Below are 23,216 nucleotides of genomic sequence, written 5' to 3'. Positions count from 1 at the left end.
GCCGATGTCATAATACTAATATAAAGATTTTTTTAGTTTCTAAAGCTATTACGTTAGTTATAAAACTATTTAATCCCTGAAATAACATTCGTAATACATTGGTGTTAGTAACAATGTTTCAGTAATTCACAATTATTTAAAACATGTTAATCGACAAATGGCCTTACCATTACCCCACAACCAATAAAAATACATTAAAATTAATAACATAAACCCACACCACACATAAGATTGTTATCAATATGATAAATTTAGTCTCAAAAACCCATAATACCCACATAAGCCGGAGTGGTTATTTTAAAAAGTTTAAAAATACTCCCTCAATTCTATTTATTTGATCGCGATCAATAGAATTGGACTCTAAAGGCGCAATATATAAATATCATCATTTTTTAATTTAGCGCATTCAGAAATGCGTTAAATCGCTATTACTGAATAGACAAACCGCACCTTAAATAACTAAAAAAAGCGAACCCTTAAAAGAACGCGGAAGTGTGTATTCACCCTGAGCCGAATTTTTTACAACTTAAGACGTGACACTATGAATACAAAAACTGCTGTAACGCCTCCTGCGGCGAGTAAAGCATCTGACGGAAAGGCAAAACGTCTGCTGATGATGGCGCTGCCGATCGTGGTCGCCATACTTCTGCTGTTTGTTCCCGTCCCTGACGGGTTGCCTCCTTATGCCTGGCACTACTTCGCCATCTTCGTCGGCGTGATTGTCGGGTTAATCTTCGAGCCCCTGCCGGGCGCGGTTATTGGCCTGACTGGCGTAGTGGCGATTGCGCTCTGCAGCCAGTGGGTACTGTTCAGTCCGGAACAGCTGGCGGACACGAAATTCAAACTGGCGGGTGCCTCCTTTAAGTGGGCGGTGAGCGGGTTTGGTAACTCTACCGTGTGGCTGATTTTTGGCGCCTTTATGTTCGCCGCGGGCTACGACAAAACCCGCTTTGGCCGCCGTCTGGCGCTGATTCTGGTGAAGTATCTTGGCCGCCGCAGCCTGACGCTCGGTTACGCCATTACCTTCGCAGACCTGCTGCTGGCCCCGTTCACGCCGTCCAATACCGCGCGCAGCGGCGGGACCATCTACCCGATTATCGCCAACCTGCCACCGCTGTACGGTTCAAAACCAAATGACCCGAGCGCGCGCAAGATCGGCTCGTACCTGATGTGGGTTGCCATTACTGCGGCCTGTATCACCAGTTCCATGTTCCTTTCCGCGCTGGCACCCAACCTGCTGGCGCTGGCCCTGGTGAAAAGTACGGTGGGTATTGATATCTCCTGGGGAACCTGGTTCCTCGCCTTCCTGCCGCTGGGTATCTTGCTGATCCTGACCATGCCGCTGCTGGCCTACTGGTTCTACCCGCCAGAAGTGAAAGTGAACAACGAAGTGCCGCTGTGGGCGACCCGTGAACTGGAAAAACTGGGCAAACTGTCGCGCAACGAAATCCTGCTGCTGGTGTTCGTCTGCTGTGCGCTGATGATGTGGATCTTCGCGGCGGCGTGGATTGAACCGGCCATGGCGGCTCTGTTAATCGTCGGCCTGATGCTGTGGACAGGCGTGCTGGAGTGGAACGACATCACCGGCAACAAAGCGGCATGGAATACCTTCGTCTGGTTCGCTACCCTGGTGGCGCTGGCAGATGGCCTCTCCTCTACCGGCTTTATCAGCTGGCTGGGCAAAGAAGGCGGCATGCTGATGAGCGGTATTTCACCGGGCGTGGCAACCATTGTTCTGCTGCTGGCGTTCTACCTGCTGCACTATCTGTTTGCCAGCACCACCGCGCACACCACGGCGCTGCTGCCTGCAATGCTGACTATCGCCTCCACCATCCCGGGCATGAATATGGAAGTGTTTGTCCTGCTGATGGTCACTTCCCTGGGCGTGATGGGGATCATTACCCCTTACGGTACGGGTCCAAGCCCGATTTACTACGGTAGCGGCTACCTGCCAACTAAAGACTACTGGCGTCTGGGCACCATCTTCGGTGCCATCTTCCTGGCGGCCCTGCTGCTGATTGGCTATCCGTGGATGTCCATGATGTTCTAAGAACAATGCCCGGTGGCGCAAGGTTACCGGGCCTACCCGTTCTCATCATGCTTTGATGTTGTAGGCCTGATAAGCGAAGCGCCATCAGTCAAAAACAGATTTTGGAGTTGAGTATGTCGAATAAGCCCTTTGTGTACCAAAACCCCTTCCCGCTGTCTCACGACGACACCGAATACTATCTGCTGACCAAAGAGTATGTCTCCGTGGCCGACTTTGAGGGTCAGGAGATCCTGAAAGTTGAGCCGCAGGCGCTTACGCTGCTGGCGCAACACGCCTTCCACGATGCCGCGTTCATGCTGCGTCCGTCGCACCAGCGGCAGGTCGCGGCCATTCTTAACGACCCTGAGGCCAGCGAAAACGACAAATACGTCGCCCTGCAGTTCCTGCGCAACTCTGAAATCGCGGCCAAAGGCGTGCTGCCAACCTGTCAGGACACCGGCACCGCCATCATCATGGGGAAAAAAGGCCAGCGCGTGTGGACCGAAGGCGGCGATGAAGCCGCGCTGAGCCAGGGCGTCTACAACACCTACATCGAGGACAACCTGCGCTATTCCCAGAACGCGGCGCTGGATATGTATCAGGAGGTCAACACCGGCACCAACCTGCCAGCGCAGATCGATCTGTATAGCGTCGATGGCGACGAGTATAAATTCCTGTGCATGGCGAAAGGCGGCGGTTCAGCCAACAAAACCTATCTTTATCAGGAAACCAAGGCGCTGATTACCCCGGCGAAGCTGAAAAACTACCTGGTTGAGAAAATGCGGACCCTGGGCACGGCGGCCTGCCCGCCTTACCATATTGCGTTCGTGATTGGCGGCACGTCGGCGGAAAGCACGCTGAAAACCGTCAAACTGGCCTCAACCCGCTACTACGACGGTCTGCCTGTCGAAGGGAACGCGCACGGTCAGGCGTTCCGCGACGTGCAGCTTGAACAGGAACTGCTTCAGGAAGCCCAAAACCTCGGCCTTGGCGCGCAGTTCGGCGGGAAATACTTCGCCCACGATATCCGCGTGATCCGCCTGCCGCGCCACGGCGCATCCTGCCCGATCGGCATGGGCGTTTCCTGTTCGGCAGATCGCAACATCAAGGCGAAAATCAACCGCGACGGGATTTGGATCGAGAAGCTGGAACATAATCCGGGCCAGTATATTCCTGAATCGCTGCGCCAGCAGGGTGAAGGCGACGTGGTCAGCATCGATCTGAACAAGCCGATGGCTGAGATCCTCGCGCAGCTCTCGGCTCACCCGGTTTCAACCCGCCTGTCGCTGAGCGGCACCATTATCGTGGCGCGCGACATCGCCCACGCGAAGCTGAAAGAGCTGCTCGACAAGGGTGAAGAACTGCCGCAGTACGTGAAAGATCACCCGATCTATTACGCGGGCCCGGCCAAAACGCCGGAAGGCTACGCGTCAGGCTCGCTTGGACCAACGACCGCAGGCCGTATGGACTCGTATGTGGATTTACTGCAATCCCACGGCGCGAGCATGATCATGCTGGCAAAAGGCAACCGCAGCCAGCAGGTGACGGATGCCTGCCACCAGCACGGCGGGTTCTACCTGGGCAGCATCGGCGGCCCGGCGGCGGTGCTGGCGCAAAACAGCATCAAAAGCCTTGAGTGCGTGGCGTATCCTGAACTGGGTATGGAGGCTATCTGGAAAATTGAGGTCGAGAACTTCCCGGCGTTTATCCTTGTGGATGACAAAGGCAACGACTTCTTCCAGCAGATCCAGAACCAACAGTGCAAAGGTTGTTCACAGCGCTGAGCATAATGCCGGGTAGCGCCGCGCTTACCCGGCCTGGCGCATGCTTTTTTGCCACAGCGTCGGCAGCAGCGACAGCGTACGATCGATAGTCCCGCGCTTGTCGCTGCCCGGTTTCCAGATGGTGACCATCGTCTGGCTGATTCCCTGGCTGCCCACTTCGGTGTGCAGCCTTTTGACGTTTTTCCACTGCGTCGCCTGCAGGTGCGTCGGCAAAAATCCCCAGCCGCATCCCTGCTCCAGCAGGCCGCGAAGCATCTCCAGTTCATTGGTAAAAATCGTATGCCCGGAGATTTGCAGGCGACGTGCCACCGGTTCGTCAGAGGCGTCGTGCATCACGACCTGCGGCACAAGAGAGAGGTCAAGCAGCGAAAGCGGCGGCGTGGCCGACGCAAAACGCGCCTTCGAGGCATAGAAATCCATATCGATTGCGCCCAGAGCGCGCCACTCCATGTCACTGCCCACGCTGCGGTTGCGCGCCTGACAGATCCCCAGATCGGCCTGACCGCTGGCCAGCATCGCCTCGGCCTCATCCCGCGAGGCACTCTTCAGGCTCAACCGGACGTTTTGCCCGGCCATCACGCCTATCAGTGCCTGCAAAAACGCCCTGGGCGTAAAGGGATCGTAGACAAGGGAAATTTCCTGCGTGGCGCTTTCAGGCACCTCTTTCGCAAAGGCCTCAAAGGCTTTTACCTGGCGCATCAGCAGGTGCGCCTGCCGTCGGAGCTGCTCCCCTTCCGGGGTTAACCGCAGAGTGCGCCCTTCCCGCTCGAAGAGCGCGTAGCCCAGACCATCTTCGAGAAAATCAATCAGATCGCGCAGGGTCGTCCGGTCTTTACCCAGTTTACCCGCCGCCTTCATCAGGCTCCCGTGCTCCGCCACGGCGGTGAACGCCTCCAGTTGAGCAAAGGAATAGAGTAACGTCGCCACGTTGCATCCTTATCAAAAATACGGGGGATTTTCCCCCATTACGCGCTTTTTATTATAGGCCGCAGGTTCTTAAACTGAAGGCATTCTTAACCCATACGAGAAAACCATGAAAAATAAATCGTTAAATTTCACACTGCTCGCGGGCCTTGTCTTCACCAGCCTGCTCTCTCCTGTCGCCATGGCGGCCTGTGAAGGCACCGACCTGGAGACCTGTCCGGCTCCGTTTGATGCAAAACTGCCCGACACGCACAGCATGCTCACCTGGAGCCAAAGCGATCGCGTTGTCGGCTTTCGCAATGACTACCGCAACTACGCGGGCGACGTGTTCCGTCATGGTAATGCCACCCCGTTGCTGGCCGCAGAAAAACCGCTGAAAGACGCCAGCTACCAGGTTAATGGCAAAACCTACAATCTTCAGGATTACCTTAAGCGCCAGAACGTCAGCGGTATGCTGGTGCTGAAAGACGGCAAAGTCGCGTGGAAGTATCTGGGTGAAGGCAATACCGACTCCACGCTCTGGACGTCTCGTTCTGTAGGGAAATCGGTCGTTTCGGCGCTGGTAGGCGTGGCGATTAAAGAAGGCAAGATCCACTCGCTCGACGATCTTGTTACGCAGTACGAACCGGATTTAAAAGGCACCGCCTGGGACGGCGTGACGTTAAAACAGCTGATCACCCATACCTCCGGCGTGGCGTGGAACGAGGATTACACCAACCCGAAATCGGATTTCGCCCAGCTCACCGAGTGCGAAGCCAAACCTGGCACCTATGACTGCGTGCGCAAACTGGTCTCCGGTTTACATCGTGAACACCCTGCCGGGGAAAACTGGTCTTACTCATCCGGCGGCGCATGGCTGCTGGGGGATGTCCTTGAGCGCGCCACCGGCATGACGCTGGCGGCGTACCTCGAGAAAAGCATCTGGCAGCCATACGGCATGGCGAGCGACGGCGTGTGGCACGCCTACAGTAAGGGCCAGCACGACGTCGGCGCGCATGGCTTTAACGCCACGCTGGAAGACTGGGGTCGCTTCGGGGAGTTTATCCTGCACAACGGCACCCTGCCAGACGGCAAACAGATCCTGCCAGACAACTGGGTTCAGCACTCGTCCGACTGGACGCACGCGAAAGGCTCGGTATCTGACGCCCATCCAGACGGCCTTTACGGCTACCAATGGTGGAACAATGAGGTTCCCGCCAATGCCCAACACGTCAGCCCTGCGGTTCAGGATTCACTGAAAGGCTCTCTGTGGGCGCTGGGGATCTTCGGTCAGATGATCATGGTGAACCCAACGGAGAATCTGGTGATCGTTCAATGGTCAACCTGGCCGCAGGCGGAACCGTCGTTCAGCGCGCAGCCGCTTGAGGCATCCCTGATGTTCAGTGCGATTGCCAACGCATTGCGATAAGTTATGGTAAAAAGCCAGGCATCGCCTGGCTTTTGTCTTCTTTGCTACCCATGTCGCCTCTGCGCGATGTCACAAAACAGCATTATCAGGGGCGCGCCCAAATTGGTGAATAAAAAATCAATTAATTGTTAAGTTGTTGTTACAGCAATCCCTCCCGATCGGCTCTTCACCATTGATGCGTTAAATGCATCAGTCCTTGTATTAATTGCGCTTATAAATTTGGGGTAGTTGATCCAGTTTTCAGAAACAGACGAGCAAAACGTCAACAATAAACTGGAGATAACCATGTTTTCCTCAACCTCACCTGCAACCCTTCGCACGAAAGCAGGCGCGATATTTCGCGTTACGTCCGGCAACTTTCTCGAGCAATTCGACTTCTTTCTCTTCGGCTTTTATGCGACCTACATCGCGCATACCTTTTTCCCGGCGAGCAGTGAATTTGCTTCCCTGATGATGACGTTCGCCGTCTTCGGCGCAGGTTTTTTAATGCGTCCCATCGGGGCAATCGTACTGGGTGCCTATATCGACAAGGTTGGACGCAGAAAAGGATTGATCGTGACTCTGTCGATTATGGCGGCGGGAACCTTCCTGATTGTGCTTATTCCGTCTTATCACAGCATAGGTCTGTGGGCACCGTTACTGGTGCTGTCAGGCCGACTATTGCAGGGGTTTTCTGCCGGAGCGGAGCTGGGTGGCGTGTCGGTCTATCTGGCTGAAATTGCCACACCCGGCCGCAAAGGTTTCTACACCAGCTGGCAGTCCGGCAGCCAGCAGGTCGCGATTATGGTTGCGGCAGCCATGGGGTTTGCCCTGAACGCGCTAATGGCAGAGAGCGCCATTCGTGAATGGGGCTGGCGTATTCCGTTCCTGGTCGGCTGTTTAATCGTCCCCTTTATCTTTTTCCTGCGCCGCAAGCTGGAGGAGACAGAGGAGTTCAGCGCGCGCCGCCATCATCTGGAGATGCATCAGGTCTTTAGAACCCTGCTCGGTAACTGGCAGGTGGTCATTGCCGGCATGCTGATGGTGGCGATGACCACTACGGCCTTTTATCTGATCACCGTTTACGCGCCGACTTTCGGGAAAAAAGTACTGATGCTCAGCGCCTCGGACAGCCTGCTGGTCACGCTTCTGGTCGCAATTTCTAACTTTATCTGGCTGCCGGTGGGCGGTGCGCTGTCGGACCGCTTTGGGCGTAAACCGGTGCTTATCGCCATGACGCTGCTGGCACTGGCGACAAGCTACCCGGCGCTGACGCTGCTGGCGCAAGCACCGAGCTTCTCAATGATGCTAAGCGTCCTGCTGTGGCTCTCTTTCCTCTATGGCCTTTACAATGGTGCGATGATCCCGGCACTCACGGAGATCATGCCTTCTGAAGTTCGGGTGGCGGGGTTCTCTCTGGCCTACAGTCTGGCAACGGCGGTATTTGGGGGATTCACCCCGGTGATGTCTACCGCGCTGATTGAATATACCGGGGATAAAGCCTCTCCCGGATACTGGATGGGTTTCGCCGCAGTGTGTGCCCTGCTGGCCACACTCTACCTGTATCGTCGTCGTGCAGTGACGCTGCAAAATACCGTGAAATCAGAGGGGGCGGCATGAGACTGATCCCTCGGCTGACCACCAGCGCGTTGATAATGACCGCCCTGAGCTTCTGCGCCTCCGCAAAAGAGGTGACGGTCATGATCTCAGGCGGTTTTAAAGCCGCCCTTGAAAAGCTGGCACCGGAATATGAACGCCAGACCGGCGATAACATTGTGCTCGTTCCCGGCCCGTCTATGGGGACGACTCCGCAGGCAATTCCTAACCGACTTGCGCGCGGGGAAAAAGCCGACGTGGTAATCATGGTGGGCGATGCGCTGGCAACGCTCGAAAAGGACAACCTGACTCAGCCTGGCTCACGCACGGAACTTGCTGACTCCCCTGTCGGTATGGTGGTAAAAAAAGGCGATGACGTCCCGGATATCGGTAATGAGGCGAAACTTCGCCACACGCTGCTTCAGGCCGGATCTATCGCCTACTCCGACAGCGCCAGCGGCAGATACGTCAGCCAGAAGCTGTTCAAAACGCTGGGGATTGAAAAAGAGGTGATGGGTAAAGCAACGAAGGTTGAGCGCATCCCCGTCGCCGAAGAAGTGGCGAAAGGGAAATACGCGGTGGGTTTCCAGCAGGTCAGCGAACTGTTGCCGATTCCGGGGGTGACGTTTATCGGCAAACTCCCGGACAACCTGCAATACATCACCCGCTTTGCTGGCGCCGTGACCCGCCACGCCGACCATCCTGGCGAAGGGAAAGCGCTGCTGAGTTACCTTTCATCGACACAGTCCAGTGCCGTGATCCGCGACACGGGATTAAGCCCCGTCACGTCCCGCGGTACTGCTCAGTAATGTGTTTTTCCAGTTCAGCCGCAATGTAAGACTGGATGCGCCCCCGGCGTCGGATAAGCCCCACAGTGCGTTTCACTTCCGGCGCCAGGAGCGGGACAGATGTCAACAGTGAGTGCTCTGACGTTGGCATCGACATGGCGGGAACGGCAGCAATGCCGATCCCCGCCTCTACCATACCGAGCATCGTGGTCACATGGCGCGTTTCGCAGACGCTGGGACGCGCAGGAACCCTGTCCCCCAACAACCGGTCGAGCAGGTTACGGTTACCTGACGTTTTGTCGAGGATGATATAGTCCTGCTCATAAAACGCCTGCCATGTCAGGTGATTTTTTTTTGCCAGAGGGTGATCGCGCCTGCATGCGGCGACATAGCTATCTTCCACAAGCGGGAAAAACTCTATTTCAGAGGGCAAACTCCCGGCGAAACAGATCCCGAAATCCGCCTGGCTACGGGCAACAGCGTCAAGGACATTCCCTGCGCTGCTGTCGATGAGCTTAATCCGGACACGCGGGTAGCGGGACTGAAAACGACGTATAACATCCGGCATAAAGTAACAGGCTGCAGACGGTACCGTAGCGACGGTAACCAGCCCGGTGCGCTCTTCGCTCACTTTATCGATATCCGCCAGCATGGACTCAACGTTATCAAGCAACTGCGCTGAACGTTCAGCAAAGTTCTGCCCGTACAACGTCAGAGCCACGTGGCGGGTGGTCCGGTCAAACAGCTTTGTTCCCAGCGCCGCCTCCAGTTTTTCAATCCTGCGGCTCAGTGCTGACGGGGACAAACAGATAGATTCAGCAGCAACCCGAAAGTTGCCATATTCCACTAACGCTCTGAAAGCATAAAGATCGTTAAGGTCAAAATTTACGGGCATAGTATCGACATTTCTCCGTTTTGATGACGGTCATCATGACGGGTAGACGCACATTTTAACAGTCCCTTAACGTTTCAACCTGAGGCTCAGGGCAGCGTGTTATCTCAGGCCCGGTCTTCAGCGGGGTTTTATCAATGGGAGTTTTGTCACTGAAAGGAAACGGGATAAGTGGTTGAATAATGGCAGAGAGGCTGGCCTTTTCTGCCATTCCGACATCTCAACGTTTTGTAGTTGCTTTCATGCCGGGTTCTTTGGCATGTTAGCCTGACCTTTCAATTTTGTTCATGTGACGAGTTTGCGAGCAAAGCGATGATTAAGTGGCCCTGGAAATCGAATGACGCTGGTCGAAATATGGCACAGCCATGGGAAGAGGCGCTGGCGATCCCGGTTCTGGCTAACCTCGAGCCGGATGAACAGCGAGTGCTGATTCAACTGGCGGACCGTTTTCTGCAGCAAAAACGTCTGGTTCCGTTACAGGGTTTCGAACTCGATCCCCTCAAAAACACGCGTATTGCCCTGCTGTTCTGCCTGCCCGTTTTGGCGCTCGGCATTGAATGGCTGGACGGCTTTCACGAAGTGCTTATCTACCCTGCCCCGTTCGTGGTGGATGACGAATGGGAAGATGACATCGGTCTGGTGCACAGCCAGCGCGTTGTGCAGTCCGGGCAGAGCTGGCAACAGGGGCCTATTGTGCTCAACTGGCTGGATATTCAGGATTCGTTTGATGCCTCCGGCTTCAACCTGATTATCCATGAAGTGGCGCACAAGCTTGATACCCGCAACGGCGATCGCGCCAGCGGCGTGCCGCTCATCCCGCTGCGCGAAGTGGCCGGATGGGAGCACGATCTGCATGCGGCCATGGACAACATTCAGGATGAAATCGATCTTGTCGGTGAAAGCGCCGCGAGCATCGACGCCTATGCTGCCACCGATCCAGCCGAATGTTTTGCGGTTCTGTCGGAATATTTCTTTAGCGCGCCGGAGCTGTTCGCTCCCCGCTTCCCGGCGTTGTGGCAGCGTTTTTGCCAGTTCTACCAGCAGGACCCGCTTCAGCGTTTACGTAAGAATGGCGACAGCGGCGAGTATGCCACCGCGCACGTTCACTAAAACAGCAGTTTGCAGCTTAATTAATCAATTGAATCAGCACCTTAAATTTAGTGTTGACACATTTTAGCGAGGCCATTAACATGCGCCTCGTTCACACGATTCCTCTGTAGTTCAGTCGGTAGAACGGCGGACTGTTAATCCGTATGTCACTGGTTCGAGTCCAGTCAGAGGAGCCAAATTTAAAAAGCCTGCTTTTAAAGCAGGCTTTTTGCTTTTCTGCATTCGCGGTTCAAATCTGATAATCAATCGCCACGTCTTCTGGCTCCATCACATGGCGCTTAATCTCATCCACCGACAGCCCGGCATTACACAGCTCGATAAACCGCCATACGTAATTGCGCTGCAGCTGCCCACGCTTGAGGCCCAGCCATACGGTATTGGCATCGAACAGGTGGCGGGTATCAAGCCGCACAAGATTGCCCTCCTCGTGCTCACCGCCCGACTGTTCCGCCACCAGACCAATGCCCAGCCCAAGCTCAACGTAGGTTTTAATCACGTCGGAATCCTGCGCGCTGAGGACCACATCCGGCGTCAGTCCCTTGCGGCTAAAGGCTTCATCGATACGTGAACGCCCGGTAATGCCCTGGCGGTAGGTGATCAGCGGCCACTTAACGATATCGTCAAGCGTAAGCGGTGACACCTGGTTGAGGGGGTGATCGTCCGGCAGCAGCAGGCTGTGGTGCCAGCGGAACCACGGGAAAGCCACCAGCAGCGGGTCGGTACTGAGGCGTTCACTGGCGATACCGATATCCGCCCCGCCGTTTTGCAACAGCACGTCGATCTCCTGCGGCGTTCCCTGGATCAGCTCCAGCCGCACATCCGGGAAGAGTTCACGAAAGGCTTTAATGACCGGCGGCAGGCTTTAACGCGCCTGGGTGTGGGTCGTCGCGATGGTGAGCACGCCGGAAGCATCGTTGGTAAAGAGGTCCGCAAGACGGCGAACGTTGCTGGCTTCGTTGAGGATCCGCTCCGCAATGGCCAGCAGCGCTTTTCCCGGCTCGGTCATCCCGAGCAGACGCTTGCCGCGACGTATGAAAATCTCAATACCCAGCTCTTCTTCCAGCTCGCGAATATGGCGACTGACGCCCGACTGGGAGGTATACAGCATGTTGGCGACCTCGGTCAGGTTGTAGTCCCGCCTGGCCGCCTCACGGATAATTTTAAGTTGCTGGAAATTCACGTTTCGCTCCGGCCTGTCTGACATAACGCTATTGTTAGAGTCAGCGGGGCTACAGAACAAATAATAAAAACCAGCAACTTATGCTTTTATGGAATATCAGCTGACCAGCTGCAGCTCGCGGTTCTCCAGCGATGGTTTGCTTACCAGCGACATCAGGATCTCTTTCACCGCCTGCGCCTGCGGCGTGAGCGAGCCGCGTGCAGACATATTGAGCGACAGCGGTAAGCTCATGGACGGCGTGGTAATCCGCGCCATCCAGCCGTTTGCCGCGCTGCACAGTGAGCGTGCCGCAGACTCCGGCAGCACGGTGACCCCCATCCCGCTGGCAATCGCGGCGGTCAGCGTGGAGATAGAGTCGATCTCGCCGATGATTTTGGCCGTCAGGCGACGCAGGGAAAACGCTTCGTCCACCCGCACGCGCACGGCGCTGTAATCACGCGGCAGGAACAGGTTCATCTCGGCGACGGCCGTCAGGTCAACGCTTTGACCCGGACAGTCGCGCGTACCGACCAGATAAAGATCTTCTTTCAGCAGCGGCTGGCTGGTGATCCCGGCGATGGGCGAGCGGTCGTACAGCACCGCCATGTCCAACTGCCCGTTGAGCAGTTTGTCATTCAGCACGGAGCCGCTGTTCTCATGCAGGTAAACCAGCACGTCGGGCAGCTCGGCACGCACCGCCTGCAGCAGCGGCATGGTAATGGAAGATGCGGCGGTCCCCGGTGCAAGGCCGATAGAGACCGTGCCGCTCAGCGTCTGGCCGACGTTATTGACCGCCAGCTGCGCCTGTTCACACTGGCGCAAAATGGTGCGGGCATGGGTATAAAGAATTTTCCCGGCTTCGGTTGGCGTCACGCCGCGCTTGGTGCGGATCAGCAGCTGTTGATCCAGCTCCCCTTCAAGCGTGGCAACCTGCTGGCTCAGCGCGGGCTGCGCAATATGCAACACTTCCGCTGCCTGAGTCAGGCTGCCGATATCGACGATTTTTACGAAGTATTTGAGTCGTCTGAAATTCATATTGCCCCCTGTAACAAATAACTGTGCCTTTAACGGCTTCGAGTGTTGAACAGGTATTGCAATATGAATGCCACTTTTTGAGCCGGGAGTAGATCCATGCCTAATGCCCTGAAAATAAGGAAATCTAATCATCGCTGGCGACTTTATGAGTGAAACAGCGGTTTATGATCTGCCCCATAAGGGGTATATCTGCACAATGACGGTGCAAAGCGTTGCCAAAAGCACCACTTTGCTGAATTTGTCAGCAAACGAACAAAATCGTCTGATACACCCTTTGACAACCACAGCCGACGTCGATAATATGCGCCCCGTTCACACGATTCCTCTGTAGTTCAGTCGGTAGAACGGCGGACTGTTAATCCGTATGTCACTGGTTCGAGTCCAGTCAGAGGAGCCAAATTTAAAAAGCCTGCTTTTAAAGCAGGCTTTTTGCTTTTCTGCGCTCGGTTACATTGTCGGGTGGCGGCGTCGCCTTACCCGACCGACCAATTTCATTGGACCGCAGCCGTCACCCGGCGACAATGCCTCCGTTGCCGACCTTAACCGGCATCCCTGACCGACGTTCCAGTTCAGCGCCCGCCCCCTCGTTTATCAGCTGCGTCCGCTGCGTGGCGGAAATGGGCAGTGGCACTTTCTTTGTCGATTCAAACTCGGCACGGTTACGCGACAGCGGCTCGTGGACTTCCACCCAGCGGCTGCCGTCCGGCTCCGTGGTCATTTTAACCGGGCGATCGATAAGTTCGACGCGCGTGCCGACCGGGACGTTATCGAAAAGATATTTGATATCCGCGTTTCGCAGACGAATACAGCCCTGGCTTACGCGCAGCCCGATACCAAAATTCGAGTTAGTGCCGTGAATGGCGTACAGCCTGCCAATATAGATGGCGTAGAGGCCCATAGGGTTATCCGGCCCGGCAGGCACAAACGCCGGCAGGGTTTTCCCCTCTTTTGCGTATTCGCGGCGCGTGTTTGGCGTAGGCGTCCAGGTTGGCCCATCCTGCTTGCGCTCCACAGCAGTAACCCAGTTACGCGGGGTTTCACGTCCGGCCTGACCGATCCCGATCGGCAGTACCTCCACGGTATTGCTACCCGGCGGGTAATAGTAGAGGCGCATTTCCGCCACGTTCACCACAATGCCCTCCCGCACGGTGGAGGGCAGGATCAGCTGTTGCGGCACCACGAGTTGCGTTCCTGCTTTAGGCAAAAAGGGATCAACACCCGGGTTGGCTTCAAGCATGTTGCTCAACCCTTGCCCATACTGCGCGGCAAAGGCTTCCAGCGGCAGGGTGTTCCCTTCCGGCACGGTGATGGTTATTGGCGCGCCAACCAGGCGGCTGCCCTCAGGCGGAAGCGGATAAGTTACAGCCCATGCACTTTGGGTCACGGCGGCCAGCGCTAACGCCAGCAAGCGGGTTCGGATCATAATGTCCCTATAATTAACGATGTTGAGCACAGAGTAACTATAACCCCTGCCAGCCATTTCGTGAGAAAAGCCTGCTGTTATACAGGCTTTTCTCAATGTCGCCTTACTTTTTGCGCCATCTGCGGGTCAGCGGTTTTTCCACTTCAACGATCAGGAACATCGCGAAACCAATCAGGAAAGTGATGACCCAGTAGCGGAACGGCAGCGCCTCGGTGCCAAACAGCATTTGCATAAACGGCGCATAGATGATCAGCAGCTGGAGGATCAGCAGCACAGCGCTCACAATCCAGATCCCCTTGTTCGCCAGCAGCCCTTTGCTCAGCGAGAAGCCATCCGTTACGCGGCAGTTCAGCATGTAGAACCACTGCGCGGTCACCAGCATTTGCAGCAGCACGGTGCGGATAAACTCCGGCGAGTAGCCGCGCGGCTGCAGCCAGGCTTCCAGCACGAAGGCGCTGATGGCAATCATCAGCCCGACAAACACCACGCGCCAGATGGCGAAACCGTCCATAACGTGCAGGTTAGACTTGCGCGGTGGCCGGTTCATGATGTCCCGCTCACCCGCTTCAAACGCCAGGCCAAACGACAGAGTGGCCGACGTCGCCATGTTCATCCACAGGATCAGCACCGGCGTTAACGGGATCAGGTTGCCCGCCAGCAGCGCAATGATGATCAGTAACGCCTGGGCAATGTTGCTCGGGATGATGAACAAAATGGTCTTTTTCAGGTTGTCATAAACTCGCCGCCCCTCGTGCACCGCTCTGGCGATGGTGGCAAAGTTATCATCCGTTAACACCATGTCGGCCGCCTCCTTGGTCACCTCGGTGCCTTTGATCCCCATGGCGATACCGACATCAGCGCGCTTCAGCGCCGGAGCATCGTTCACGCCGTCTCCGGTCATCCCCACCACTTCCTGTCGGCTTTGCAGCGCCTGCACCAGGCGGAACTTATCTTCCGGGCTGGTTCGCGCGAAGATATCGTATTTTTGCGCGGCTTCGCTCAACTGCGGATCGTTCATCGCCTCTAGCTCGCGTCCTGTAATAGCGCTGGCGGCATTGCCGATCCCCAGCATCTGGCCAATGCTCATCGCCGTTTGCGGGTGATCGCCGGTGATCATCTTCACCCGAATTCCGGCCTGCAGGCAGTCGGCAATGGCGGTAATCGCTTCCGGCCGCGGGGGATCCATCATGCCGGCAATCCCGAGCAGGATAACCCCGTCCTGTAAATCTGCATGATCCAGCTCGCGCTGGCCGTCGGCGGCGGGCTTCCAGGCGGCAGCCACCATGCGCAGCCCCTCACGGGCGTATTCTTCAATCTTCCCTTCCCAGTAGGGTTGATCGAACGGCTGCAGCCCGGTCTCCGTCTGCTGATACTGGCAGAGGCGGAACAGCACGTCTGGCGCACCGGTGATGAGGATCACCTCTTCATCGCCCAGGCGGTACAGCGTGGACATGTATTTGTATTGCGAATCGAACGGGATTTTACTGCGCATTTCCGTATCCAGCGCCGGGAGCGGTATTTTCGCCGCCAGCACCTTCAGCGCGCCTTCGGTCGGCCCGCCGGTGATTTTCCATAGGCCCTGCTCGTCCTTCATCAGCTGGCTGTCGTTACACAGATCGATGGTGCGCAGATAGCGCTCCAGCAGCGAGCCAGGGGTGACGGTGACGGGCGTTGGGTCGTCAATCGGATGAATATTGCCTACCGGCTCGTAGCTGTCTCCCTCCACGCGGTAGGTTGTCCCGGCGGTGATCACCGCTTTGACCGTCATTTCGTTCATGGTCAGGGTGCCGGTTTTATCCGAGCAGATCACCGTCATTGCGCCCAGCGTTTCGACGGTAGGCAGCTTACGAATAATCGCCTTCCGGCGGGCCATCGCCTGTACGCCAAGCGAAAGGATAATAGAGATAATGGCCGGCAGCCCTTCGGGCACCGCCGCCACCGCAAGGCTTATCAACGACAGCACCAGCTCAGAAACCGGCATATCGCGGAACAGGAGGCTAAAGACAAACAGCACCACCATCATCACCAGGATGGTGATAAAGATGGTTTTACCGAGCTTGTCCATCTGCACCATCAGCGGCGTGCGGTGTTTTTCGATGTCCGACATCATCTGGTTGATGTGACCGAGCTCGGTCTCGCCCCCGGTCGCGACCACCAGCCCTTTTCCGCCGCCGGCGCTCACGGTGGTGCCGGAGTAAAGCAAGTTATAGCGGTCGCCGAGCGGCAGCTCGCCGCTCAACGCGTCGGTGTTCTTTTCAACAACGGTGGATTCCCCGGTGAGAATCGCCTCTTCGACGCGCAGATTATGGGCCTCAATCACGCGCAGATCGGCAGGAATGCGATCCCCGGCGCGGATCACCACGATATCACCGGGCACCAGCGCCGTGGTGGGGATGGTTTCATGGTTGCCCTGCCGTATTACCACGGCTTCACTGGAGAGCATATTGCGAATGCTTTGCAGCGATTTTTCGGCATTACTTTCCTGGATATGACCAATCAGGGCGTTAATGATGGCGACCCCGAGGATCACGAACATATCGACCCAGTGGCCCATGATCAGCTTAAGCAGCGCGGCCACCAGCAGAACATAAATCAGGACGTCGTTGAAATGGGCCAGAAAGCGCAGCCAGGCAGGCTTACCCGGTTTTTGCGGTAAGGCGTTCTCACCGTATTGCTGTAGTCGGGCGGCTGCCTCGGTACTGCTCAGTCCATCCACCGTGGAATGGTTTGCAGCCAGCGCCTCTTCAACGCTTTGCTGGTAAAACGGACGGCCAGGTTTCTCTGTTTTCATTGTTCCTTCCTCAGGTTCTTTCAGAAATCACCTTGGTACTCATGCAATTAACAAATAAATAAAAGAAACAGACGCACGGGAAACTCGGGACAGGGTTATACATAGCAAGCTTCCGTGTTTGTTTTATTACCCCAAACGCCAGCATATGAATCAGGAGGGAATGTATAAAACGTAGCACAGGAATATCAGAATTAACCTTTGATTGTTAATTTTATGAATTATCATGATGTTGCTTTGCGCATTCACCCCCTCAGCCCTGCGGGGCTCAACACGCGCCCGGCCCACCGAAGTCGGTTATTTAACATTTGTTTTATCTGCGTCTATGCTCAGTGAGTGCATCCATTGCGTTGGTTTCATTGACGCTATCGCCTTTTCCCGGCCCATGGAGAAGAGAATGTTCGGTTATAGCCTGATTCGTCTTGGTTTTTATATTGCGCTCGCCATTATTGCCAGCACCGCGATCGGTTTATTCACCTATATTGTGGTGTCGACTTTCGCAGAATAGCGTTGCCCCGGTTATGGCGAGGGAATAAATAAAACAATTATTTATTAGGGGAATACCGTGAACCGCTACCTCTTTTTATTGCCGTGGGTGATTTTCGCGCTCGCGGCCTGCGACCGCAAGGCGGAGGAAAATACGCCGCTGCCCCGCATGGTGAAAGTTAACGAGGTGAAAGCAGCAGGCACTGCCCGCCAGCGCGTTTTCCCGGCACGGATTGAATCCGGTGACGCAACCGACCTCGCCTTCAAACGCCCGGGACAAATAGAAGCCCTGGACATTCGCCAGGGCGCGACCATCAAGCAGGGCCAGCAGCTTGCCAGGCTTAATGCCCGCGATGCCCGGCAGCGCCTGAACGACAGGCAGGCGGCAGCTACACTGGCGCAACGCCAGTTTGACCGCTTTCAGACGCTGGCAGGCCGTCAGGCGATTTCAAAAGCCGAGATGGACGTTCAGCGCGCAAACCGCGATTCGGCAAATGCCGCGCTCCAGATTGCCCGGGAAGAGCTGAACCAGATGACGCTTGTCGCCCCGTTCAGCGGCACGGTAGCGAGCGTCCACGTGCGTAACCATCAGGTCGTTTCAGCGGGCCAGCCCATTGCAACGTTAACCCGCAGCGATCTGCTGGATGTCGTCTTTAGCATCCCGGAAAACCTGTTTAAGGCGCTGGATATGCGCAACGCCCGGTATCAGCCCATCGTTAAAATTAACGCCTTCCCTGACCGGGAATTTACCGCCGTTTATAAAGAACATTCGGGAAGCAGCGACAGCAATACGCTCACATGGCAGGTGATACTCACCATGCCGCGCCCGGCCGACTTTCCTGCCGTCGGCGGCGTGAGCGGAACGGTAACCGTCAACCTGGCGAATTTGCCCGCCGGGGCGGGTGACAGCATGCTGGTGGTGCCGGTTGAAGCAGTCTTTAACCCGGACAACAGCCCGCGCAACGAGCCGCACGTCTGGGTGGTGGCGGGTAAAGGCGATGACCTGCATCTGGAGGACCGAAAGGTCAGCGTCGGGCAGGTCGGTACCGAAGGCGTTGCAATCGTCAGCGGTCTCACTGCGGGTGAGCGTGTGGTCACGGCAGGCGTAAATGAACTTCACGCCGGGCAGCCGGTACGCATCTGGACGCGTGAACGGGGGCTGTAATGGATATCTCACGCCAGTTTATCAATAACCCTATTCGCGTCTGGCTGACGATACTCCTGCTGGGCGTGGGGGGGATTTTCGCCCTGCTGAACATTGGTCGGCTGGAAGACCCCGCATTCACCATTAAAACCGCGGTGGTGATTACCCATTATCCCGGCGCTTCGGCCCAGCAAGTCGAAGAAGAGGTGACGCTGCCGCTGGAAAATGCGCTTCAGCAACTCCCCTATCTCGATAACGTCAGCTCAATCTCATCGAACGGACTGTCCCAAATTACCGTCAATATTGCGTCGCGCTACCACTCGAGCGAGCTTCCGCAAATCTGGGATGAGCTGCGCCGCCGCGTGGGTGACGCCGCGCGGCAGTTTCCGCCGGGCGTGGTGACTCCGTTCGTCAACGATGATTTCGGCGATGTCTTCGGCTTCTTCTTTGCCATTTCCGGAGATGCGTTCAGCAACCCGGAACTGGTGCAGTATGCCGAGCAGCTTCGCCGCGAGCTGGTGCTGGTGCCCGGTGTCGGCAAGGTCGCCATCGGCGGGGTGATTAGCCCGCAGATCAACATTGATATCTCGTTGACCAAAATGGCGGCGCGCGGCATTACGCTGAACCAGCTTTCTGCCCTGCTCAGCCGGCTTAACGTGGTTTCCAGCGCCGGTGAAATCACCGCAGGCACCGAGTCCATCCGCCTGCATCCTACTGGTGAGTTTGAGAATATCGACGAGCTGGCCGACCTGATCGTCACCCCTTCCGGCACGGGAGCCGCGACGCGTCTGCGCGACATCGCCACGCTGTCGCGCGGGCTGAATGAATCCCCGGCCAGCATTTACCATGCTAATGGCCGAAAAGCCGTCACCATGGGCGTCTCCTTTATCCCGGGTGTAAACGTCATTGACGTCGGTCACGCGCTGGAAGCGAAGCTGGAGCGGATGTCGGCAGAAAAACCCGCGGGTATCCATCTCGATCTCTTTTACGATCAGGCGGCGGAAGTCGGCCATTCGGTTAACGGGTTTATTGTGAACTTCCTGATGGCGCTGGCGATTGTCATCGGGGTGTTGCTGATTTTTATGGGCGTGCGCAGCGGGATTATCATCGCCTTCTCCCTGGCGCTCAACGTGCTGGGCTCCCTGCTTATCATGTATCTGTGGGGCATAGAGCTGCAGCGTATCTCGCTCGGGGCGCTGATTATCGCCCTCAGCATGCTGGTGGATAACGCCATCGTGATTGTTGAAGGGGTCCTGATCGCCCGGCAGCAGGGCTCCCCGCTGTTAACGGCGATTAACTACATTATCCGCCGCTCGGCCCTCCCCCTGCTGGGAGCGACGGTGATCGCCATTTTGGCCTTTGCACCGATTGGCCTGTCGCAGGACTCTACCGGTGAATACTGCAAATCGCTGTTCCAGGTGCTGCTCATTTCGCTGATGCTGAGCTGGTTTTCCGCACTCACCATCACGCCGGTACTGATCACGTGGTGGTTGTTCAAACACGACAGCGCGCCGGAAAAAACGCAGGCGGCCGATCCCTACGACAAAGCGTTTTACCGGCTTTACCAGCGTCTGCTCAACGCCCTGTTACGGCGCAAAGCGCCCACGCTTATCGTGATGGCGGCGCTGCTGGCGGCGGCTATCTGGGGGTTTGGCTCGGTGCGCCAGAACTTCTTTCCGTCGTCCAATACCCCGATTTTCTTTGTCGACCTCTGGTTACCCTACGGTACCGATATTAACTGGACCGAAAAAATGACCAGCGATATCGAAAAAACCCTTAACGACCAGCCGGGCGTGGAAACCACCGTCTCCACCATTGGTCAGGGGAGTATGCGTTTCATCCTGACCTACAGCGGGCAGCGCCAGTACAGCAACTACGCGCAAATCATGGTCAGGATGGACGATCGGCGCAGAATCACGCCGCTGACGCGTCACGTTGAGGAGTACATCGCGCGAAATTATCCCCAGGTCAATGCCAGCACGAAACGCGTGGCGTTTGGTCCCTCCGGCGACAGTGCAATTGAGGTGCGTATCAAAGGGCCAGACCCGGACAGGCTCCGTCTGATTGCCAGCCAGGTTGACGATATCCTCAGCCGCGACCCAGCCACCGACAGCGTCAGAAACGACTGGCAGAACCGCAGCAAAGTGATCCGTCCCCAGTATGTGCCTGCCCTTGGCCGTGAACTGGGCGTGGATAAACAGGATGTCGATAACGCGCTGGAGATGAACTTCTCCGGCAGCCGCGCGGGACTGTACCGGGAAGGCAGCGACCTGCTGCCGGTGATCGTCCGGCCGCCGGAGAGTGAACGTCAGGACGCGAATCATCTTAATAATGTGCTGGTGTGGAGCCAGACCCGGCAGCAGTACATCCCCCTGAGCAACGTGGTAAGCGGATTTGCGCTGGAGTGGGAAGATCCGCTGATCCTGCGCCGCGACCGCATGCGCGTGCTCACCGTGCAGACCGACCCGGCCCCGCAGAGCCAACAAACGTCCGGCGACATCCTTGCCCGCGTGCAGCCGAAAATCGACGCCCTCCCCCTTCCCGCAGGCTACAGCATTGAGTGGGGTGGAGACGCGGAGAACGCCAGCGAAGCACAGCAAGGGGTGTTTACCACCCTGCCGCTGGGATACCTGGTGATGTTTGTGATAACCGTGCTGATGTTCAGCTCGGTGAAAAATGCCGTGGCTATCTGGCTGACCGTGCCGCTGGCCCTGATTGGCGTCACCCCCGGTTTTTTAATCACCGGGATCCCGTTTGGCTTTATGGCGCTGATTGGCCTGCTGAGCCTGAGCGGGATGTTGATCCGCAACGGCATTGTGCTGGTCGAAGAGATTGAGCAGCAAAAGGGGCTGAAAAATCAGCATGAGGCCATTATGTATGCGGCTACCTCGCGTCTGCGCCCGATTCTGTTGACCGCCTTCACCACAGTGCTCGGGCTGGCTCCGCTGCTGCTGGATGTTTTCTTCCAGAGCATGGCTGTTGTCATTATGTTTGGACTGGGATTTGCTACAATCCTGACGCTGCTGGTTCTCCCGGTAATTTATGCGTGTTTCCATCGTAAGGACAAAGCTGAACAATAATGAATGCCACAGGACTGAATATCATTAAAACGCTGGGGTGTATGACGGCGGTGACGTTCTTCACTATCTACAATACCTGGGATCGCTACGACTATGACTATCACTGGATCCTCGGGTTTTTGACCTTTATTTCGACCATTGCCACGCCGCTTTTCTTTGTGGTTGCGGGCTATCTTGACGGGCAATCCCGGCACGGCACCCGCTGGCAGCTGGATAAAATCAAAAGTCTGGTCACGGTGTTTCTGTTCTGGGTAACCCTTTATTACCTGTGGGAACCCTATCAGCGCGGCTATTTAATTCAGCCGTGGTTCGTCTTTGCGTTCATTGTCATCTATACCTTCCACCCGGTGATAGAGTGGTTAAGCCAGCGTCGGACGCTTTTTTGCACCCTTATCGCAGGCCTGCTGCTCTTTTCCTACGGGTACGATTTACTGTCAGTGCTGTACCCACAAATCCATGTCTTCTCGCTCTCTCCCCAGTATCGCCTGTGGACGTGGCTGCTCTTTTATCTGACGGGGCAACTGTTTTGCGATCCGCAGATCGCCGCGTGGATCGCCCGAAGAAACGTGGTCAGAGCAGCGCTTGTGGCGATCCCGTTTATTTACCTGTTCACCTGGTTTTATGAGCGGCATTTCTTTTTTGCGCTGTTCAAAGCGGACAGAAACGCCTTTATTCTGACCGGCTCGCAGATCTATATCCTGATTGTCGCGCTGGTGATTGCGGCTAACGGCGTGCGTTTTCGTCGCAACGTCGAATTTAAAGAGGCTATTCTTGCCGCGATCAGCAAAACGATGACCGGGGTGTATATTCTGCACTATTCCGTTTTTCATCTGCTCACGGCGCTGATACCGGTGACGTCGCTCAGCACAAAACTGATGCTGATAGTGCTGACCTTTATCACCTCCGTGCTCTTTTCCCTGCTGGTTCTGGCGAACCCGGTGGCGAAAAAGGTCATTACGCTTTAGAAGCCCAGGCGCAGCCAGGCGAACAGCACATTACCGTTGTTGTAGGTGCCGGGAATGTAGGTGAACTGGACGGTGGCGCGCTTATAGCCCGCCGAGAACAGCGGGAAGATAAACGGCAGCGGCACGTAGTTGGCAAAATCGTCTCGCGCGGTGATCCCTGCTGCCGCCCCCAGACCCAGGCGAAAATCTTTGGCGTTATCGAGATACCAGCCCTTCTCCCAGCCATAGCCCATCGCGGGTTGCCACTCGTTATGGGAATCTTTAAACATCATGGCGAAGAGCGCGCTCCAGTTTCCCTCCTCGTTATAGCGGGAAATACCCAGCCCACCGCCCCACGGCATTTCGTTATACTTGTCGGTTTTTTCCTTGTCGTACATAAAGCGGGCGTGCCAGCTCAGAAACGGCAGATAGAGATCGTAGCGTTCTGGCTGTTCCCACGTTTGGGAAATATCGTCCGTCACGGCATCCCACCAGCGGCTGATGCGTTGTTCACCGTAGACGGTGGGATCAGCTCGAAGGGGAAATGCGATGATAAACAGGGCCATCCAGAGTGCCGGAAAAAGGCGTTGCATAGTAAATTCCTCAGCATCATTCACGCAGGGTTAGTAATACTGTAATCCATCCAT

15 protein-coding genes, 2 tRNA genes and 1 pseudogene are annotated in these 23,216 nt (G+C 56.1%); 11 read left to right on the top strand and 7 right to left on the bottom strand.

What is annotated here, in order from left to right:
• Window positions 1–541 precede the first annotated feature (541 nt).
• Both I6L58_RS21335 and fumA read left to right on the top strand, forming a co-directional pair.
• The gene (locus I6L58_RS21335) at window positions 542–2,050 is read left to right on the top strand and encodes an anion permease (protein WP_088208177.1); all 1,509 of its coding nucleotides are present in this window, start codon (window positions 542–544) and stop codon (window positions 2,048–2,050) included.
• 113 nt (window positions 2,051–2,163) lie between these two features.
• A complete protein-coding gene (gene fumA / locus I6L58_RS21330; protein ID WP_088208176.1) occupies window positions 2,164–3,813 on the top strand; it encodes a class I fumarate hydratase FumA in 1,650 nt (549 codons plus the stop codon).
• A gap of 24 nt (window positions 3,814–3,837) precedes the next feature.
• Here the strand turns inward: fumA and I6L58_RS21325 are convergent, their stop codons facing one another.
• Window positions 3,838–4,740, bottom strand: coding sequence for a LysR family transcriptional regulator (locus tag I6L58_RS21325; RefSeq protein WP_088208175.1), 903 nt, complete (start codon window positions 4,738–4,740; stop codon window positions 3,838–3,840).
• 106 nt (window positions 4,741–4,846) lie between these two features.
• Between I6L58_RS21325 and I6L58_RS21320 the strand changes: the two genes are divergently transcribed.
• The 3 genes from I6L58_RS21320 (at window position 4,847) to I6L58_RS21310 (ending at window position 8,529) form a co-directional block, all read left to right on the top strand.
• Window positions 4,847–6,145 carry a serine hydrolase domain-containing protein gene (locus I6L58_RS21320; RefSeq protein ID WP_058610140.1) on the top strand — a complete coding sequence of 433 codons (1,299 nt, stop codon included), beginning with the start codon at window positions 4,847–4,849 and terminating at the stop codon, window positions 6,143–6,145.
• Window positions 6,146–6,430: 285 nt separating this feature from the next.
• Complete coding sequence (gene tcuC / locus I6L58_RS21315; RefSeq protein WP_088208174.1) at window positions 6,431–7,744, top strand: MFS transporter; 1,314 nt, start codon at window positions 6,431–6,433, stop codon at window positions 7,742–7,744.
• Window positions 7,741–8,529 carry a substrate-binding domain-containing protein gene (locus I6L58_RS21310; protein WP_088208173.1) on the top strand — a complete coding sequence of 263 codons (789 nt, stop codon included), beginning with the start codon at window positions 7,741–7,743 and terminating at the stop codon, window positions 8,527–8,529. The genes tcuC and I6L58_RS21310 overlap by 4 nt, the downstream gene beginning before the upstream one ends.
• Here I6L58_RS21310 and I6L58_RS21305 read toward each other — a convergent pair.
• Entirely contained in the window at window positions 8,504–9,403 is a 900-nt protein-coding gene (locus tag I6L58_RS21305; RefSeq protein WP_058610137.1) for a LysR family transcriptional regulator, read from the bottom strand. The two genes, I6L58_RS21310 and I6L58_RS21305, sit on opposite strands and share 26 nt — an antisense overlap.
• A gap of 309 nt (window positions 9,404–9,712) precedes the next feature.
• Here I6L58_RS21305 and mtfA point away from each other — a divergent pair, with 309 nt between their 5' ends.
• Window positions 9,713–10,510, top strand: coding sequence for a DgsA anti-repressor MtfA (mtfA, locus tag I6L58_RS21300; RefSeq protein ID WP_006176245.1), 798 nt, complete (start codon window positions 9,713–9,715; stop codon window positions 10,508–10,510).
• A gap of 100 nt (window positions 10,511–10,610) precedes the next feature.
• Window positions 10,611–10,686, top strand: a tRNA-Asn gene (locus tag I6L58_RS21295).
• A gap of 53 nt (window positions 10,687–10,739) precedes the next feature.
• On the opposite strand, the pseudogene cbl reads toward I6L58_RS21295, so the two are convergent.
• Window positions 10,740–11,690: pseudogene (gene cbl, locus I6L58_RS21290) on the bottom strand (HTH-type transcriptional regulator Cbl).
• A 96-nt stretch (window positions 11,691–11,786) separates the two neighbouring features.
• On the bottom strand, window positions 11,787–12,704 hold the full coding sequence (gene nac, locus I6L58_RS21285; RefSeq protein WP_058610132.1) for a nitrogen assimilation transcriptional regulator NAC: 918 nt from the start codon (window positions 12,702–12,704) through the stop codon (window positions 11,787–11,789).
• Window positions 12,705–13,025: 321 nt separating this feature from the next.
• Between nac and I6L58_RS21280 the strand changes: the two genes are divergently transcribed.
• Window positions 13,026–13,101, top strand: a tRNA-Asn gene (locus tag I6L58_RS21280).
• 111 nt (window positions 13,102–13,212) lie between these two features.
• On the opposite strand, the gene ldtA is transcribed toward I6L58_RS21280, so the two are convergent.
• Window positions 13,213–14,127, bottom strand: coding sequence for a L,D-transpeptidase (gene ldtA / locus I6L58_RS21275; protein WP_088208171.1), 915 nt, complete (start codon window positions 14,125–14,127; stop codon window positions 13,213–13,215).
• Between the two features lie 103 nt (window positions 14,128–14,230).
• Window positions 14,231–16,918 carry a cation-transporting P-type ATPase gene (locus I6L58_RS21270; RefSeq protein ID WP_088208170.1) on the bottom strand — a complete coding sequence of 896 codons (2,688 nt, stop codon included), beginning with the start codon at window positions 16,916–16,918 and terminating at the stop codon, window positions 14,231–14,233.
• 562 nt (window positions 16,919–17,480) lie between these two features.
• Here I6L58_RS21270 and I6L58_RS21265 point away from each other — a divergent pair.
• From I6L58_RS21265 to I6L58_RS21255, 3 genes are read left to right on the top strand one after another with little or no spacing between them, the layout of a single operon-like run.
• Window positions 17,481–18,566: an efflux RND transporter periplasmic adaptor subunit gene (locus I6L58_RS21265; protein WP_176399419.1), complete on the top strand. Its 1,086-nt coding sequence runs from the start codon at window positions 17,481–17,483 to the stop codon at window positions 18,564–18,566.
• Window positions 18,566–21,625, top strand: coding sequence for an efflux RND transporter permease subunit (locus tag I6L58_RS21260; RefSeq protein ID WP_088208169.1), 3,060 nt, complete (start codon window positions 18,566–18,568; stop codon window positions 21,623–21,625). The genes I6L58_RS21265 and I6L58_RS21260 overlap by 1 nt, the downstream gene beginning before the upstream one ends.
• A 41-nt stretch (window positions 21,626–21,666) precedes the next feature.
• Window positions 21,667–22,590: an acyltransferase gene (locus I6L58_RS21255; protein ID WP_172980135.1), complete on the top strand. Its 924-nt coding sequence runs from the start codon at window positions 21,667–21,669 to the stop codon at window positions 22,588–22,590.
• Here I6L58_RS21255 and pagP read toward each other — a convergent pair.
• Entirely contained in the window at window positions 22,587–23,162 is a 576-nt protein-coding gene (gene pagP / locus I6L58_RS21250; protein WP_088208168.1) for a lipid IV(A) palmitoyltransferase PagP, read from the bottom strand. The two genes, I6L58_RS21255 and pagP, sit on opposite strands and share 4 nt — an antisense overlap.
• Between the last annotated feature and the right edge of the window lie 54 nt (window positions 23,163–23,216).

The sequence above is a fragment of the Enterobacter cancerogenus genome (assembly GCF_019047785.1).
Lineage (GTDB): Bacteria > Pseudomonadota > Gammaproteobacteria > Enterobacterales > Enterobacteriaceae > Enterobacter > Enterobacter cancerogenus.
This window is presented reverse-complemented; position numbering and strand designations above follow the sequence as displayed.

Coding starts and splice junctions, on each gene's coding strand:
- mtfA (WP_006176245.1), top strand. CDS start 9,713: ATGATTAAGTGGCCCTGGAAATCGAATGACGCTGGTCGAAATATGGCA.
- fumA (WP_088208176.1), top strand. CDS start 2,164: ATGTCGAATAAGCCCTTTGTGTACCAAAACCCCTTCCCGCTGTCTCAC.
- I6L58_RS21335 (WP_088208177.1), top strand. CDS start 542: ATGAATACAAAAACTGCTGTAACGCCTCCTGCGGCGAGTAAAGCATCT.
- I6L58_RS21270 (WP_088208170.1), bottom strand. CDS start 16,918: ATGAAAACAGAGAAACCTGGCCGTCCGTTTTACCAGCAAAGCGTTGAA.
- I6L58_RS21320 (WP_058610140.1), top strand. CDS start 4,847: ATGAAAAATAAATCGTTAAATTTCACACTGCTCGCGGGCCTTGTCTTC.
- I6L58_RS21305 (WP_058610137.1), bottom strand. CDS start 9,403: ATGCCCGTAAATTTTGACCTTAACGATCTTTATGCTTTCAGAGCGTTA.
- nac (WP_058610132.1), bottom strand. CDS start 12,704: ATGAATTTCAGACGACTCAAATACTTCGTAAAAATCGTCGATATCGGC.
- pagP (WP_088208168.1), bottom strand. CDS start 23,162: ATGCAACGCCTTTTTCCGGCACTCTGGATGGCCCTGTTTATCATCGCA.
- tcuC (WP_088208174.1), top strand. CDS start 6,431: ATGTTTTCCTCAACCTCACCTGCAACCCTTCGCACGAAAGCAGGCGCG.
- I6L58_RS21260 (WP_088208169.1), top strand. CDS start 18,566: ATGGATATCTCACGCCAGTTTATCAATAACCCTATTCGCGTCTGGCTG.
- ldtA (WP_088208171.1), bottom strand. CDS start 14,127: ATGATCCGAACCCGCTTGCTGGCGTTAGCGCTGGCCGCCGTGACCCAA.
- I6L58_RS21255 (WP_172980135.1), top strand. CDS start 21,667: ATGACGGCGGTGACGTTCTTCACTATCTACAATACCTGGGATCGCTAC.
- I6L58_RS21310 (WP_088208173.1), top strand. CDS start 7,741: ATGAGACTGATCCCTCGGCTGACCACCAGCGCGTTGATAATGACCGCC.